Source organism: Photobacterium piscicola (genome assembly GCF_046058925.1).
Lineage (GTDB): Bacteria > Pseudomonadota > Gammaproteobacteria > Enterobacterales > Vibrionaceae > Photobacterium > Photobacterium piscicola.
This window is the reverse complement of sequence record NZ_CP175534.1, coordinates 3,055,268-3,069,412: the sequence shown is the minus strand read 5'-3', so window position 1 is coordinate 3,069,412 and position 14,145 is coordinate 3,055,268. Positions and strand designations below refer to the sequence as shown.

Below are 14,145 nucleotides of genomic sequence, written 5' to 3'. Positions count from 1 at the left end.
TATTCATGTTTTTTATTAGGCTAAAAATAAGCCCTAACTATGTTTTATCGATCTGGAGACAAAATATGGAAATGTTGTCTGGCGCAGACATGATCGTTCGTTCAATGATCGATCAAGGCGTTAAGCATATCTTCGGTTATCCCGGAGGCTCGGTTCTTGATATTTATGATGCTTTACATGAAAAAAGCGATATTGAACATGTGCTTGTACGTCATGAGCAAGCCGCTGTGCACATGGCTGATGGCTATGCTAGAGCAACAGGAGACGTGGGTGTTGTCCTTGTTACCTCCGGCCCTGGTGCAACCAATGCGATCACCGGTATTGCTACCGCTTATATGGACTCGATCCCACTGGTTGTATTGTCCGGCCAAGTAATGAGTAACTTGATTGGTAATGATGCCTTTCAAGAGTGTGATATGGTCGGCATTTCCCGCCCTGTCGTAAAGCACAGCTTTTTGGTAACAAAACCGGAAGATATCCCCACTATTATCAAAAAAGCGTTTTATATTGCTGCCAGTGGCCGTCCAGGGCCGGTTGTGGTTGATATTCCCAAAGATATGCTTAATCCGGCAGAAACCTATCCCTACCAGTATCCTGAATCGATAGCATTACGTTCTTATAATCCCACAACTCAAGGTCATAAAGGTCAAATTAAGCGGGGTGTCAAAGCCTTATTAGCCGCCAAACAACCTGTGCTGTACGTTGGTGGTGGCGCGGTGATGTCTAACTGTAGTGAGCCATTGATAGCATTAGCTGAAAGTTTACATATTCCAGTGGTTAATACACTAATGGGGCTTGGTGCTTTTCCGGGAACACATGCGCAATGTTTGGGTATGTTGGGTATGCATGGAACCTATGAAGCTAATATGGCGATGCATAATGCAGATCTTATTTTTGGGATCGGGGTTAGATTTGATGATCGCACCACTAATAATCTTGAAAAGTACTGCCCCAATGCAACTATTATGCACATTGATATTGATCCGTCATCGATATCAAAAACGGTGGCGGTTGATATCCCTATTGTAGGTTCTGCTGATACTGTGCTGACGTGTATGCTTAAATTGGTTAATGAGCAAGACGATATTGATAATCAAGCAGCATTACAGCCATGGTGGCAACAAATATCGACATGGCGTCAGCGTCAATGTCTGCGCTATGACACCACAACAGATCGCATTAAACCGCAACAGGTAATTGAATCTTTGTATCGTCTTACTGATGGTGATGCTTATGTCTCTTCCGATGTAGGTCAGCATCAAATGTTCGCCGCATTGTATTATCCATTTGATAAACCTCGACGTTGGATCAATTCAGGCGGTCTTGGCACTATGGGATTTGGTCTGCCTGCAGCAATGGGGGTTAAATTTGCATTACCTGATGCAGAAGTGGTGTGCGTAACGGGGGATGGCAGTATTCAAATGAATATTCAAGAGCTTTCAACCGCATTGCAATACGATATTCCCGTGAAAATTATCAATCTTAATAATCGTTTTCTTGGCATGGTAAAGCAATGGCAAGATATGATTTATCAAGGTCGCCATTCTCAATCTTATATGGATTCTGTGCCTGATTTTGCCGCGATTGCTGAAGCTTATGGTCATGTTGGGGTTCGTATTTCCGATCCTAAACAGTTGGATCAGCAATTAGAACAAGCATTAGCCTTGAAAGATAAATTGGTTTTTATTGATATCAGTGTTGATGAAACTGAGCATGTGTACCCGATGTTAATTCGTGGTGGTGCGATGAGTGACATGTGGTTAAGTAAAACGGAGCGTACATAATGCGTAGAATTATTTCAGTATTACTTGAAAACCAGCCAGGGGCTTTGTCACGGGTGGTGGGCTTATTTTCCCAACGTGGTTATAACATCGAGTCATTAACTGTTGCTCCAACGGATGATCCTACCTTATCACGGTTAAATATTACTACCCACGTTGAAGATGAAGCCGCGTATGAACAAATTGAAAAACAGCTGCACAAACTCATCGATATTTTAAAGGTCAGTAATGTCACGGCATCTGATCATATTGAACGAGAATTAATGTTGGTAAAAGTCAAAGCCAGTGGTTTTGCGCGAGCAGAGGTAAAACGTACCGCTGATATTTTTAGAGGCTTAATTGTTGATGTAACCAGTCAGATTTATACCATCCAATTGGTGGGAACCGGCGGTAAGCTAGATGCATTTTTAGCTGCAGTGGGTGAGGCGACAGAGATCATTGAAGTGGCTCGTAGTGGTATTGTTGGTTTAGCTCGTGGTGAGCGTGCTTTAAAAGCATAGTCTTAGAGGATAACAAAAAAACCCATGGCATTAATGTGGCATGGGTTTTTTGCTGTTTAATTATTGGAGTAAATCTAGAGATATGGGCTCACTGAACTGACGGCATTTTTTGAGTGGTCATGCATGATTGTTCGTGCTAGTTCAACATCACGATCTAAAACTGCTTTCATTAACGCTTCATGTTCTCCACCATCATGATAACGGTTTTCGCTATCACGAGATTGACTTAGCCAAATATGACGATAACGCTTAAGTTGCTCATAAATATCAAGGTAAAGATCAAGTAATACCGGAGAATTACTGCCCGATAAAATAGCAATATGAAAATCACCATGACGCTGTTCCCACTCAGAAAGATCAGCGTTATCAGAGGTTGGATTAAGGCGGCTTAATTTATGGTAACTGGTGAGAATATTAAGTTCCCAAGCCTCATCACCTTGTAAAATGGCTTTTTTTAATAATTCATGTGAAATTAATTGGTGAGCATTAAAAAGATCTGTTAGTTCTTCCACAGAAACAGGCGCTACCCAGCAACCTTTTTGTGGGGCAAATTTAACATACTTTTTCCACGATAATTGGACTAAGGCTTCACGAATAGGTGATGCACCGACTTGATAGTGTTCTTTCAAATCAGCAACAACAAGTTTTTGTCCTGGCGTCAATTTGCCAAGCAAAATATCTTGTCGTATGACCTCCATAATTTTATTCGTTTGCGTAGGACTGGACACGGTTTCCCTCTTTGTTGTTATATTTATTCGACAGCATCCAAACACAACTTTTGTTGAAAGTTATTAATGCATGAATGTCTATTGATTAGAAGTATAACTGGCTTTGTTTGTTGCTTAAACATTAAAGAGGGTGATAAACAATGATTAAAATGGATTGATGGCGAGAATATTACTATTGTTAGGTATTGATTTATAAAATAACAATATGAACTATGTTTTATGGTTGTTATTTTATAAATAATAACGGTGTTACAAAGAATATCGGAATATGAAGGACGCTACAATTACAATGACCGATGAATAAAAAGGGAGCCGAAGCTCCCTTTTTTAGTGTCTATTTACGAACAATTATAGTACGTGAACAGATGCAGTGTTGGTTGTGCCTGAAGCAACTAGTGCGCCAGAAACCATAACAACGATATCGCCTTTAGCACCTAGGCCAGTTTCAAGAGCTAACTCTTTACCGCGTAGGTAGAATGCATCAGTACTGTCGATTGCATCAACAATAACAGGTGTAACACCTTTAGAAAGACATAGTTGAGCCGCTGTCTTAGTATTTGTTGTTACAGCAAGGATACGTGCTGTTGGGAAGTACTTACGGATTGAACGAGCAGATTTACCTGCTTCAGTTGCAACGATGATTAGCGGAGCATTTAGTTTCTCTGCTGTGTCAACTGCACCTTTACATACCGCTTCAGTAATACGTAGACGTGGGCTATCTAGACGTGAACCTAGCTCAGCTTTAAGTACTTTATCTGTACGTGCACAGATTTGCGCCATGATAGTTACAGCTTCGATTGGGTATTTACCCTTAGCTGATTCACCAGAAAGCATTACTGCATCAGTACCATCCATGATTGCGTTAGCAACGTCACCCGCTTCTGCGCGTGTTGGACGTGGGTTCTTGATCATTGAATCAAGCATTTGTGTTGCAGTGATAACTACTTTACGAGCGCGGTTACACTTCTCGATCATCATCTTTTGAGCAAAGATAACTTCTTCAACTGGAATCTCAACACCAAGGTCACCACGAGCAACCATGATACCGTCAGATGCTTCAAGAATAGCGTCAAAGTTATCAACACCTTCTTGGTTTTCGATCTTAGAGATGATTTGAATGTCAGCGCCGCCATTTGCTTCTAGTAGCGCGCGGATTTCTAGTACGTCTTCAGCCTTACGGATAAAAGATGCAGCAACAAAATCAACGCCTTGCTCACAACCAAATTTAAGGTCAGCTTTATCTTTTTCAGCAAGAGCTGGAAGTTTTACAGAAACGCCAGGAAGGTTAACACCTTTGTTTTCGCCTAGGTCACCGCTGTTAAGTACTTTACACTTAACTTCAGTTTCTGTTGTTTCCAACACTTCCATTTCAATTAGACCATCGTCTACTAGGATAATGTTGCCTTTTGCTAGATCTTTAGCAAAACCAGGGTAAGTCACTGCCACACGGTCTTGATTACCGACTACAGATGTATCTGTTGTGAAAGTGAAATCTTGACCAGCTACTAGAGTGAAGTCATTGCCACCTTCTAGTTTGATAGTACGAATTTCAGGACCTTTAGTATCTAGCAAAATTGCTAGTTCTTTGCCTGTGTTAGCCATAACTTCACGTAGGTTAGTGATACGCTGACCGTGTTCTTCGAAGTCACCGTGTGAGAAGTTAAGACGCATTACGTTCATACCAGCGTTAGCTAGTTTAGTAAGCATTTCTACAGATTCAGTTTTTGGTCCAATCGTACATACGATCTTGGTCTTTTTCATTGAGGATACTCTCCGGACGAACTTTTTACCCAAGGGAAAATTAACATTAATCATGATCAGATCATCAACATGTTGTTAAGAGCTGATAGTGAGTAATGAATAAATAAAAAACGCTTTAAATATTACTTTAAAAAAGCGTTAGTGCGCTTTTGTAAAGTTCATCTCTAGGTGATCTTAAGCGGCATCAAATATATTGTTGTTATTATTGAACAAGTAGATAAATGCCTTTGCAACATTGATTGTAACCCTAATATTCAAGCGCAGGATTATAGCAGATATTCCACCATTTGGCACCCTGAGATATAGCTGTTCATTGTCAATGTCATGTGTGACATAAAAATGATGATTATGTGGAAAAATAAAAACAAAGCTTTGCTATTTATCAAGTGTCGGTGTGTTTTATGAATTTTTTGTGGTGTTGTTACTGAGAAAAATAGGAAGAGGGCTGAAACTTTCATGAAGCCCAAACGAAAAAAAGCTGAAGTAAAAATACTTCAGCTTTTTCGAATTTGGTGGCCCCTCCCAGACTTGAACTGGGGACCAAGCGATTATGAGTCGCCTGCTCTAACCACTGAGCTAAGGGGCCATATGCGGCAAATTATAGGGGATGGTGTCGCACTTGTCTAGTGATTAACGCCGAAAATTTGTTTGTTTTTTCAACAGTTAGATAAGTTTTATGGACTTGTTCACAGTTCAATGTTGCTATTGCCGATAATAAAAAAGCGAGCTCAAGGCTCGCTTTTTTTCGATAATGCTATCGGGTTTACTTATTCATCAAGGAAACTACGAAGCACATCTGAACGGCTTGGGTGACGTAATTTACGTAGTGCCTTTGCTTCAATCTGACGAATACGCTCACGAGTAACATCAAATTGCTTACCCACTTCTTCTAGCGTGTGGTCGGTATTCATATCGATACCAAAACGCATACGAAGTACTTTTGCTTCACGAGGCGTTAGCCCAGCAAGTACGTCGTTAGTTGCGGCACGCAAGTTAGTTGCTGTTGCTGCATCCATTGGAAGTTGAAGTGTTGTATCTTCAATGAAATCACCTAGGTGTGAATCTTCATCATCACCGATAGGGGTTTCCATTGAGATTGGCTCTTTCGCAATTTTCAGTACCTTGCGGATTTTGTCTTCCGGCATTTGCATGCGTTCAGCCAATTCTTCAGGTAATGGCTCACGGCCCATCTCTTGTAGCATCTGACGTGAGATGCGATTCAATTTGTTGATGGTTTCAATCATGTGCACAGGGATACGAATAGTACGTGCCTGGTCTGCGATTGAACGTGTGATTGCCTGACGGATCCACCATGTTGCGTAAGTTGAGAATTTGTAACCACGACGGTATTCAAATTTATCAACCGCTTTCATTAGACCAATGTTACCTTCTTGGATTAGATCCAAGAACTGCAAACCACGGTTGGTGTACTTCTTCGCGATAGAAATAACCAGACGTAAGTTAGCTTCAACCATCTCTTTTTTCGCACGGCGCGCTTTTGCTTCACCGATAGACATACGACGGCTGATGTCTTTAATACGTTCGATTGAAAGACCTGTTTCTTGCTCAAGAATGCGTAGCTTTAACGTTGAACGACGAAGATCTTCTTCATAATTCTTTAAACGTTCAGCGTAAGGCTTACCTGAGTTAAGTGCAGTGTCGATCCAATCACTGTTTGATTCATTGCCTGCAAATAAGCTAATGAACGTTTTCTTTGGCATTTTGCTGTTATCAACACACATACGCATGATAAGACGCTCATTAGTGCGTACTTTATCCATTGAGTCACGTAGTGAGCTAACTAGACGATCAAATTGCTTTGGAATCAGACGGAATTGCTTGAAGATTTCTGACAATTCTTCAACGGCAACTTCAGTTGTCGCGTGCTGACGACCATTAGTGTTAATGGCTAAAGCCATTTTTTCATAAGATTGGCGAAGTTCTAAGAACTTTTCACGCGCCAATTCTGGGTCGATGCTGCCATCGTCTTCTTCTTCTTCAGCGCCATCTTCGTCATCGTCATCGTCACCGTCTTCAAGATCTTTATCTTCATCTGCAAGATCGGTTTCGCTTAATTCTGAGCCAATGTGTGTTGCTGTTGGCGCTGCAGTAGCTTCTTCGTTTGGATCAACAAAGCCTGAAATGATATCAGTTAGACGAAGTTCATCGGCTTCAACTTTGTCAAACTGCTCAAGTAAATGAGCGATTGCTGAAGGGTATTCAGCAACAGAGCATTGAACTTGGTTAATACCATCTTCAATGCGTTTTGCGATATCAATTTCGCCTTCGCGAGTAAGTAGTTCAACCGTGCCCATTTCACGCATGTACATGCGTACTGGGTCTGTTGTGCGACCGATCTCGCTTTCTACGCTTGATAATGCTTGCGCCGCTGCTTCAATGGCGTCTTCGTCGGCATTATCTTCAGTCATCATGAGTTCATCGGCATCAGGGGCAGTTTCAACTACCTTGATACCCATGTCATTAATCATTTGAATAATGTCTTCAACCTGATCAGAATCAACAATATCTTCTGGTAGGTGGTCATTTACTTCGGCGTAGGTCAGATAGCCTTGTTCCTTGCCTTTAGCAACAAGTAACTTTAGCTGTGACTGCGGATTTTGCTCCATAGACGGTATCCAACTTCGGGTCTGAGTGATAATTTAGTATGCAGAGTTGCAAACCAGTCATTATAACAAATTTCTTAATTGTTGACTACTTATTAGGCAGGACGATCCAATAATAAGGATTGTAATTCCTGCTTTTCTTCGACTGATAAGCCGACAGTTCTTGATTTAGTCTGCAACTGTTCAATTTGTTGATTAACACATTGAATAATAATTTTATCCATTGCGTCTAAAAATACATCGAGGCTGTTGTCTTCATCATTTGACAACGGTAGCTCCCACGCGGCAAGCCGTGCCATCATGGCTTCATTTTTGGTGCCACGCCAATATTCTAAAAGCTGTCCAGTGCTAATATTGGGATTGTTTCGGCATTTATCAACTATAGATAGCAATAAATTTAATCCGGCGAGCTCAATAACAGCAAATGCGTCCATATCAAATTCAAGCTGTTGCACAAAGTGTGGGTGTTGAATCAATAATGCGATAACTTCTCGCATTGGTGTACGCTTAATTTGTACTTGGCCTACCGGTTTAGTGATTTGACCATGCTTTGAGAGTAGTTGCTGTAATTGTGCTTCATCAGGTAAGCCGAGTTTTTTACCCAGTAACTCTCTCAAGTATAGTCGCAGAGTGCCACCTGGTACTTTATCAATTAAGGGAACAGCGAGTGTGGTGAGTTTCGCTTTACCTTCACGGCTACTGGTATCAATTTGAAGCATTAAGCTATTAAACAAAAATTCTGATAGCGATGTCGCTGCATCAATGCGTTGTTCAAATTGAGTTTTACCTTCGGCGCGAATACATGAATCTGGATCTTCGCCATCAGGTAAGAACATGAACTTTAGCTGACGACCATCGGTTAGGTAAGGCAATGCTTGTTCCATTGCTCGCCATGCAGCTTCTCGTCCTGCACGGTCACCATCATAACAACATACAACAGTGCTGGTTTGACGGAACAGGCTTTGAATATGATCACCGGTGGTTGAGGTGCCTAACGATGCAACCGCATAATCGACACCAAATTGGGCCAACGCGACGACATCCATATAACCTTCAACTACCATGATCTTTTCAGGTTCACGATGGGTTTGTAGTACTTCATATAATCCATAAAGCTCTCGGCCTTTATGAAAAATATCAGTTTCAGGGGAGTTAAGGTATTTTGGCGTACCATCACCTAATACTCGCCCCCCAAAACCAATCACGCGTCCTCGGCGATCATGGATCGGAAACATCACTCGTCCACGGAAGCGGTCATAACGACGACCTTGATCATTTTCGATCAGCATTCCAGTGTTAACAAGTGCTTTTTGCGATTCATTATCACGCCCAAAGCGAGTGCGAACTATGTCCCATTGATCGGGAATAAAACCGATATTGAATTTTTTTACAATATCGCCTGATAAACCACGTCCCTTGAGATAATCAACCGCAACCTGAGCATCTTGCGCCCGTAGTTGTGATTGATAAAACTGTGACACTTGGCCCATGAGTTCATAGTAATTACGTTTATCTGCCGCTTTAGGGCCACGAGGTGCATTGGTACCATCGTTTTCTCGTGGTACTTCTAAACCTAGTTGTGAGGCGAGCTCTTCAATAGCATCGACAAACTCTAACCGATCATACTCCATCACGAAATCAAGTACGTTGCCATGAACACCGCACCCAAAACAATGATAGAACTGTTTTTCTTGGCTTACCGAAAAAGAGGGTGTTTTTTCGTTATGGAAAGGACAACAGGCACCAAAGTTCTTACCTTGTTTTTTGAGTTTTACGCGCGCGTCAATGACATCGACAATATCGTGTCGAGAGATTAAATCATCAATAAATGAACGCGGTATTTTTCCTGCCATAACAAAGCAAACAACCTAGAGTAAACAAAAAGAGTAACGGTTGAACCGTTAAAAGTGGGGATTGTCAGATACAAACAAGCCGCGCATTCCGAAAGAATAGCACGGCTTGTTGCAGAATAAGAGGAGTGATTAGCCTAGCTTGATTTTCACCAGCTTGCTAACAATCCCCATATCGGCACGACCCTGAATTTGCGGTTTCAGTACGCCCATAACCTTGCCCATATCTTGCATGTTGACAGCACCTGTCGCAGCAATAGCTTCATCCATCAAAGCAGAGATTTCATCTTCACTTAATGGTTGAGGCATAAATTCTGCTAAGACGCTGATTTCAGCATGTTCAATATCAGCAAGATCTTGACGGCCTGCAGCTTCATACTGCGCTACAGAGTCACGACGTTGCTTCACCATTTTGGTCAAAACTACCAATACGTCATCATCGGAAAGAGTGATCTTTTCGTCAACTTCGCGTTGTTTAATTGCAGCAAGAACCAAACGGATAGCACCAAGACGAGGTTTATCCTTCGCCTTCATCGCCGCTATTTGTTCGCCTTTAAGACGTTCAATAAGAGTCATTACGCGATCCTTCTGTTTAATAATCTAACGATTAGTACAGACGAACGCGACGCGCGTTTTCGCGAGCCAATTTCTTCAGGTGACGCTTAACTGCCGCTGCTTTAGCACGCTTACGTACAGTTGTTGGCTTTTCGAAGTGCTCACGACGACGAACTTCAGAAAGGATACCTGCTTTTTCGCAAGAGCGCTTGAAACGACGTAGTGCTACGTCAAACGGTTCGTTTTCACGTACTTTGATTACTGGCATGTAATACTCACCTCAGAGTGATTCGGTTTAATACTGACGTTCAAAGTGTCAGATGATTAAAATGGTGCGAAATTCTAATCTGATTTGGGGGTATTTGTAAAGCATTCTACGCCTATGAACTGGTTAATTTGTGTTAACAGCGGTAACATGGCATCCAATTACTCCCTTATAAACCTGTATGAATTATCGGTTGTTGTTGAAACTAGGCTGATTTTTTAGATTAGGTCCCAGAATAGTATAGAGGCTGTTATGCGTATATTGGGCATTGAGACCTCCTGTGATGAAACAGGTATCGCAATTTTTGATGATGAAAAAGGTTTATTGGCACATGAACTTTACAGTCAAGTAAAGTTACATGCTGATTACGGTGGTGTTGTTCCTGAGTTAGCGTCACGTGATCATGTTAAAAAAACCATTCCCTTAATTACGGCAACCTTGGCTGCTGCGGGCTTAACGCCAGACGATCTTGACGGTGTTGCGTACACTGCTGGTCCTGGTCTTGTTGGCGCGCTACTAGTGGGCGCAACAATTGGTCGTAGTTTAGCTTATGCATGGGATTTACCTGCGGTTGCCGTACACCATATGGAAGGTCATCTACTCGCACCAATGTTAGAAGATAATCCACCTGAATTTCCTTTTGTGGCATTGCTGGTTTCTGGCGGACATACCATGATGGTAGATGTGCGTGGTATTGGTGATTATAAAATTCTTGGTGAGTCAGTGGATGACGCCGCGGGTGAAGCTTTTGATAAAACAGCGAAGATGATGGGGCTTGATTACCCTGGTGGTCCGTTACTGTCTAAAATGGCTGAACAAGGTACGCCGGGACGATTTAAGTTCCCACGTCCAATGACAGATCGCCCAGGTCTTGATTTTAGTTTTTCAGGATTAAAAACATTTGCGGCGAATACGATTCGGGGCAATGATGATGATCCACAAACACGTGCTGATATTGCGTATGCGTTCCAAGACGCTGTTGTTGATACGTTAGCGATAAAATGTAAGCGTGCATTAAAGCAAACGGGCTATAAGCGCCTAGTGATTGCTGGCGGCGTAAGTGCAAATAAAGCATTACGTCAACAGCTTGAAACCTTGATGAAAGGCATGCATGGCCAAGTGTTTTATCCACGTACTGAATTTTGTACCGATAATGGTGCGATGATTGCTTATGCTGGTATGCAACGTCTAAAGAATAATGAATTGATGGATCTTGGTGTTAAGGTTTATCCACGTTGGCCTATCGATCAACTGAAGCCTGTTGCTTAGTAATAAATATGCATTAATTCAAACAAAAAGCGAGAACATATGTTCTCGCTTTTTTTGTGTTTTTTTCTGTGTATTTATTGCTTTTCGTTACTTTTTCGGGCAAATTTCTGCCATATTTTTGTTTCGTCACCGTCGAGTAAACGACGAATATTATCTTGATGACGAAAGATAATTAAGCAAGACAGCATCGCGACGGGCATGGTGTATTCAGGTTTGACCATCCATGTCATCAGTGGTGCAACAAGGGCGGTAATTAACGATGCGAGAGATGAATAGCCGGTTAATGTCAGTGCTGATATCCAAATAATAATTAAACCACCACTGAGATCCCAGCCGATAGGGGCTAATGCACCAAGTGCGGTAGCGACCCCTTTACCACCTTGAAAATGGAAGAAGATAGGGTAGATATGACCAAGGCAAGCTGCGATGCCTATGATGCCTAATAGGAAAGGATTTAAGCCTAAAAAGTAGCTTAACCAAACAGGAATCATGCCTTTTAAAATATCAGCAACTAAGACTAATATTGCGGCCGTTTTACCTCCGAGGCGAAGGACATTGGTTGCGCCCGGATTGAGTGAGCCATGGGTACGAGGATCTGGAAAGTGGTACAGTTTTGAAATTAATACTGCACTGGAAATAGATCCTAATAGATAAGCCGCAATGATCATCAGTAACGCTAATGGTGTCATGCAATATCCCGGTTATTTGAAAGATAAGTGGCATTCTTTATTGCCGCTAAATGTTAGCTGGATCTTATCTTGATCAATATTGGTACTGATAAATATCAGCGTGTTTATGGCTGTGATATAGTCATAATTATGGTCAGCATTCAATGTGTTGTTGACCAGTTAGCAGGTGTTTTCGCTAACTTATATAGCCTGATAATACGCGTTTTTGTGTGTATTAGGTATCCGACCTCTATCAAAATTAGCGATTAAATATGGACACGGTATTTATAGAACAACTTGAAGTTATCGCCACTATTGGAGTGTATGACTGGGAACAAAAAATTAAGCAAAAATTAGTATTAGATTTAGAGATGGCTCACGATAATCGTCCTGCAGCCATAGCGGATGATGTTAATTTAGCGTTAGATTACTCAATGGTTAGTACTGCGGTTACTGAACATATTACTCAAGGGCGTTTTTTGTTAGTTGAACGCGTTGCAGAAGATATTGCTACTTTGATCATGACGCGCTTTGCAGTGCCATGGATTAAAGTGCGCGTGACCAAACCGAGCGCCATTGCTAATGCCGCTGGCGTTGGGGTTCAGATCGAACGAGGCATTAAGTAGTGATCACCGCTTATATCAGCATTGGCAGCAATATTGATCGCGAACATTACTTACCCGCTGGCGTCAAGGCGGTGGCGCAGTTAGCGAGTTCATGGCGTATGTCACGTATTTTTGAAGCAGAACCTGTTGGTTTTAACGGTGATAATTTCTTTAATAGTGTCATTGAAATAAAAACGTCATTGTCATTAGCGACTCTGCAGCAATCACTAAAAGAGATTGAACGGCAATTAGGACGACCTGAAAATACCCAAAAAAATCAAAGTCGTACAATTGATCTCGATATTTTACTTTATGGTGACGTAGTTTGTGAGTGCTCACCTACAATACCTCGGTCTGATCTGTATAAATTTGCCTTTGTGCTTTGGCCAATGAGCGAGTTATGTCCTGAATTAATTATTCCCGGACAGCAACAGACGATTGCGGAGTTATGGCAAAAATTTTCACCTCAACAGTCATTATGGCCTGTTGAATAAAATATTACTTATAGCGATATATAACCTAAATTAAGGATAATGAATGAGTCACTTTGAAGCGATTATGCTTGCCCTGTTACAGGGATTAACAGAGTTTTTACCTGTATCGAGTTCTGCCCATCTTATTTTACCGTCAGAAATATTGGGCTGGTCAGATCAAGGGTTGGCATTTGATGTTGCGGTGCATGTAGGAACATTATTAGCGGTAATGATTTATTTCCGTAAAGAAGTTGTTACGCTACTTAGCGCATGGCTAGCTTCAATTTTTAAACGTCAACATAATGCTGAATCTAAATTAGCATGGATGATTGTTATTTCAACCATTCCAGCCTGTATTTTTGGCTTGTTGATGAAAGACTTCATCGAGATGTATTTGCGTTCTGCGTGGGTTATTGCTTGTACAACTATTATTTTCGGCTTGCTGTTATGGTGGGTTGATAAACATGCTAAGCAGACTGACAATGAATATCAAACCACATGGAAAAGTGCGGTCTTAATTGGTTTAGCCCAAGCCGCCGCTATCATTCCTGGTACGTCTCGCTCTGGTGCAACCATGACAGCGGCATTATATTTAGGCTTTACACGTGAGGCGGCAGCACGGTTCTCATTCTTAATGTCGATACCTATTATTTTGCTTGCGGGCGGGTATTTAGGTCTTAAACTGGTAACCGGCACTGAGCCGATTGATATCAGTAATCTAAGTATTGGTATTGCGGTTTCGTTTGTTAGTGCGTATGCATGTATTCACGTGTTCTTAAAATTAGTGACACGTTTAGGTATGACGCCATTTGTTATCTACCGTTTAATATTAGGTGCTGGTTTATTCCTATTTTTATTATCTAAATAATTTTAGAATAAACGTGTTACAAAAATGTATGGTCCGCCTCGTTATTGCAAGTGCAAATTTCGATAACGAGGTTGGTTTGCGCTAATGTATTCGGAGTTTAATTGAAGTTAACTTACTTAAACTTCATCTCCACGATAAGCTCCGCGCCAGATAATCCTTAAAAAGCCGAAAGTGTATAATCACTGTTTTTTGTATCAG

At 41.5% G+C, this 14,145-nt stretch carries 13 protein-coding genes and 1 tRNA gene; 6 read left to right on the top strand and 8 right to left on the bottom strand.

All coding sequences use genetic code 11. The annotated features are described in order from the left end of the window. Nucleotides 1-65 precede the first annotated feature (65 nt). Both ACJZU6_RS14355 and ilvN read left to right on the top strand, forming a co-directional pair. On the top strand, nt 66-1,784 hold the full coding sequence (locus ACJZU6_RS14355) for an acetolactate synthase 3 large subunit (RefSeq protein WP_080158588.1): 1,719 nt from the start codon (nt 66-68) through the stop codon (nt 1,782-1,784). Further along, nucleotides 1,784-2,281: an acetolactate synthase small subunit gene (gene ilvN / locus ACJZU6_RS14350; RefSeq protein ID WP_080158587.1), complete on the top strand. Its 498-nt coding sequence runs from the start codon at nt 1,784-1,786 to the stop codon at nt 2,279-2,281. The genes ACJZU6_RS14355 and ilvN overlap by 1 nt, the downstream gene beginning before the upstream one ends. Before the next feature lie 74 nt (nt 2,282-2,355). On the opposite strand, the gene ACJZU6_RS14345 is transcribed toward ilvN, so the two are convergent. The 7 genes from ACJZU6_RS14345 to rpsU form a co-directional block, all read right to left on the bottom strand. Further along, entirely contained in the window at nt 2,356-2,979 is a 624-nt protein-coding gene (locus ACJZU6_RS14345; protein WP_080158586.1) for an FCD domain-containing protein, read from the bottom strand. Nucleotides 2,980-3,357: 378 nt separating this feature from the next. Continuing rightward, the gene (gene pykF / locus ACJZU6_RS14340) at nt 3,358-4,770 is read right to left on the bottom strand and encodes a pyruvate kinase PykF (protein ID WP_080158585.1); all 1,413 of its coding nucleotides are present in this window, start codon (nt 4,768-4,770) and stop codon (nt 3,358-3,360) included. A 510-nt stretch (nt 4,771-5,280) separates the two neighbouring features. After that, a tRNA-Ile gene (locus ACJZU6_RS14335) sits at nt 5,281-5,356 on the bottom strand. Nucleotides 5,357-5,537: 181 nt separating this feature from the next. Beyond that, entirely contained in the window at nt 5,538-7,397 is a 1,860-nt protein-coding gene (gene rpoD, locus ACJZU6_RS14330; RefSeq protein ID WP_080158584.1) for an RNA polymerase sigma factor RpoD, read from the bottom strand. 92 nt (nt 7,398-7,489) lie between these two features. After that, entirely contained in the window at nt 7,490-9,247 is a 1,758-nt protein-coding gene (dnaG, locus tag ACJZU6_RS14325; RefSeq protein ID WP_408900477.1) for a DNA primase, read from the bottom strand. 129 nt (nt 9,248-9,376) lie between these two features. Then, a complete protein-coding gene (locus tag ACJZU6_RS14320) occupies nt 9,377-9,820 on the bottom strand; it encodes a GatB/YqeY domain-containing protein (protein ID WP_080158582.1) in 444 nt (147 codons plus the stop codon). A gap of 31 nt (nt 9,821-9,851) precedes the next feature. Further along, a complete protein-coding gene (gene rpsU, locus ACJZU6_RS14315; RefSeq protein WP_005301411.1) occupies nt 9,852-10,067 on the bottom strand; it encodes a 30S ribosomal protein S21 in 216 nt (71 codons plus the stop codon). 249 nt (nt 10,068-10,316) lie between these two features. Between rpsU and tsaD the strand changes: the two genes are divergently transcribed. Continuing rightward, nucleotides 10,317-11,333: a tRNA (adenosine(37)-N6)-threonylcarbamoyltransferase complex transferase subunit TsaD gene (tsaD, locus tag ACJZU6_RS14310; RefSeq protein ID WP_408900476.1), complete on the top strand. Its 1,017-nt coding sequence runs from the start codon at nt 10,317-10,319 to the stop codon at nt 11,331-11,333. A gap of 74 nt (nt 11,334-11,407) precedes the next feature. Here tsaD and plsY read toward each other — a convergent pair whose 3' ends face one another. Next, nucleotides 11,408-12,022, bottom strand: a complete 615-nt coding sequence (gene plsY, locus ACJZU6_RS14305) for a glycerol-3-phosphate 1-O-acyltransferase PlsY (RefSeq protein ID WP_080158580.1) — start codon at nt 12,020-12,022, stop codon at nt 11,408-11,410. Nucleotides 12,023-12,273: 251 nt separating this feature from the next. Here plsY and folB point away from each other — a divergent pair, with 251 nt between their 5' ends. The 3 genes from folB to ACJZU6_RS14290 are packed head-to-tail and all read left to right on the top strand — an operon-like array spanning nt 12,274 to nt 13,947. After that, on the top strand, nt 12,274-12,627 hold the full coding sequence (folB, locus tag ACJZU6_RS14300; RefSeq protein WP_080158579.1) for a dihydroneopterin aldolase: 354 nt from the start codon (nt 12,274-12,276) through the stop codon (nt 12,625-12,627). Further along, nucleotides 12,627-13,100 (top strand): 2-amino-4-hydroxy-6-hydroxymethyldihydropteridine diphosphokinase, encoded by a 474-nt coding sequence (gene folK / locus ACJZU6_RS14295; protein ID WP_408900475.1) that lies wholly within the window; start codon nt 12,627-12,629, stop codon nt 13,098-13,100. Before folB ends, folK begins: the two co-directional genes overlap by 1 nt. A gap of 43 nt (nt 13,101-13,143) precedes the next feature. Beyond that, nucleotides 13,144-13,947, top strand: a complete 804-nt coding sequence (locus tag ACJZU6_RS14290; protein ID WP_080158577.1) for an undecaprenyl-diphosphate phosphatase — start codon at nt 13,144-13,146, stop codon at nt 13,945-13,947. Nucleotides 13,948-14,145: the final 198 nt, after the last annotated feature.

Excerpts from the sequence above, each read along its gene's own strand:
- ACJZU6_RS14355 (WP_080158588.1), top strand. The coding sequence starts at position 66 with ATGGAAATGTTGTCTGGCGCAGACATGATCGTTCGTTCAATGATCGAT.
- ilvN (WP_080158587.1), top strand. The coding sequence starts at position 1,784 with ATGCGTAGAATTATTTCAGTATTACTTGAAAACCAGCCAGGGGCTTTG.
- ACJZU6_RS14345 (WP_080158586.1), bottom strand. The coding sequence starts at position 2,979 with ATGGAGGTCATACGACAAGATATTTTGCTTGGCAAATTGACGCCAGGA.
- pykF (WP_080158585.1), bottom strand. The coding sequence starts at position 4,770 with ATGAAAAAGACCAAGATCGTATGTACGATTGGACCAAAAACTGAATCT.
- rpoD (WP_080158584.1), bottom strand. The coding sequence starts at position 7,397 with ATGGAGCAAAATCCGCAGTCACAGCTAAAGTTACTTGTTGCTAAAGGC.
- dnaG (WP_408900477.1), bottom strand. The coding sequence starts at position 9,247 with ATGGCAGGAAAAATACCGCGTTCATTTATTGATGATTTAATCTCTCGA.
- ACJZU6_RS14320 (WP_080158582.1), bottom strand. The coding sequence starts at position 9,820 with ATGACTCTTATTGAACGTCTTAAAGGCGAACAAATAGCGGCGATGAAG.
- rpsU (WP_005301411.1), bottom strand. The coding sequence starts at position 10,067 with ATGCCAGTAATCAAAGTACGTGAAAACGAACCGTTTGACGTAGCACTA.
- tsaD (WP_408900476.1), top strand. The coding sequence starts at position 10,317 with ATGCGTATATTGGGCATTGAGACCTCCTGTGATGAAACAGGTATCGCA.
- plsY (WP_080158580.1), bottom strand. The coding sequence starts at position 12,022 with ATGACACCATTAGCGTTACTGATGATCATTGCGGCTTATCTATTAGGA.
- folB (WP_080158579.1), top strand. The coding sequence starts at position 12,274 with ATGGACACGGTATTTATAGAACAACTTGAAGTTATCGCCACTATTGGA.
- ACJZU6_RS14290 (WP_080158577.1), top strand. The coding sequence starts at position 13,144 with ATGAGTCACTTTGAAGCGATTATGCTTGCCCTGTTACAGGGATTAACA.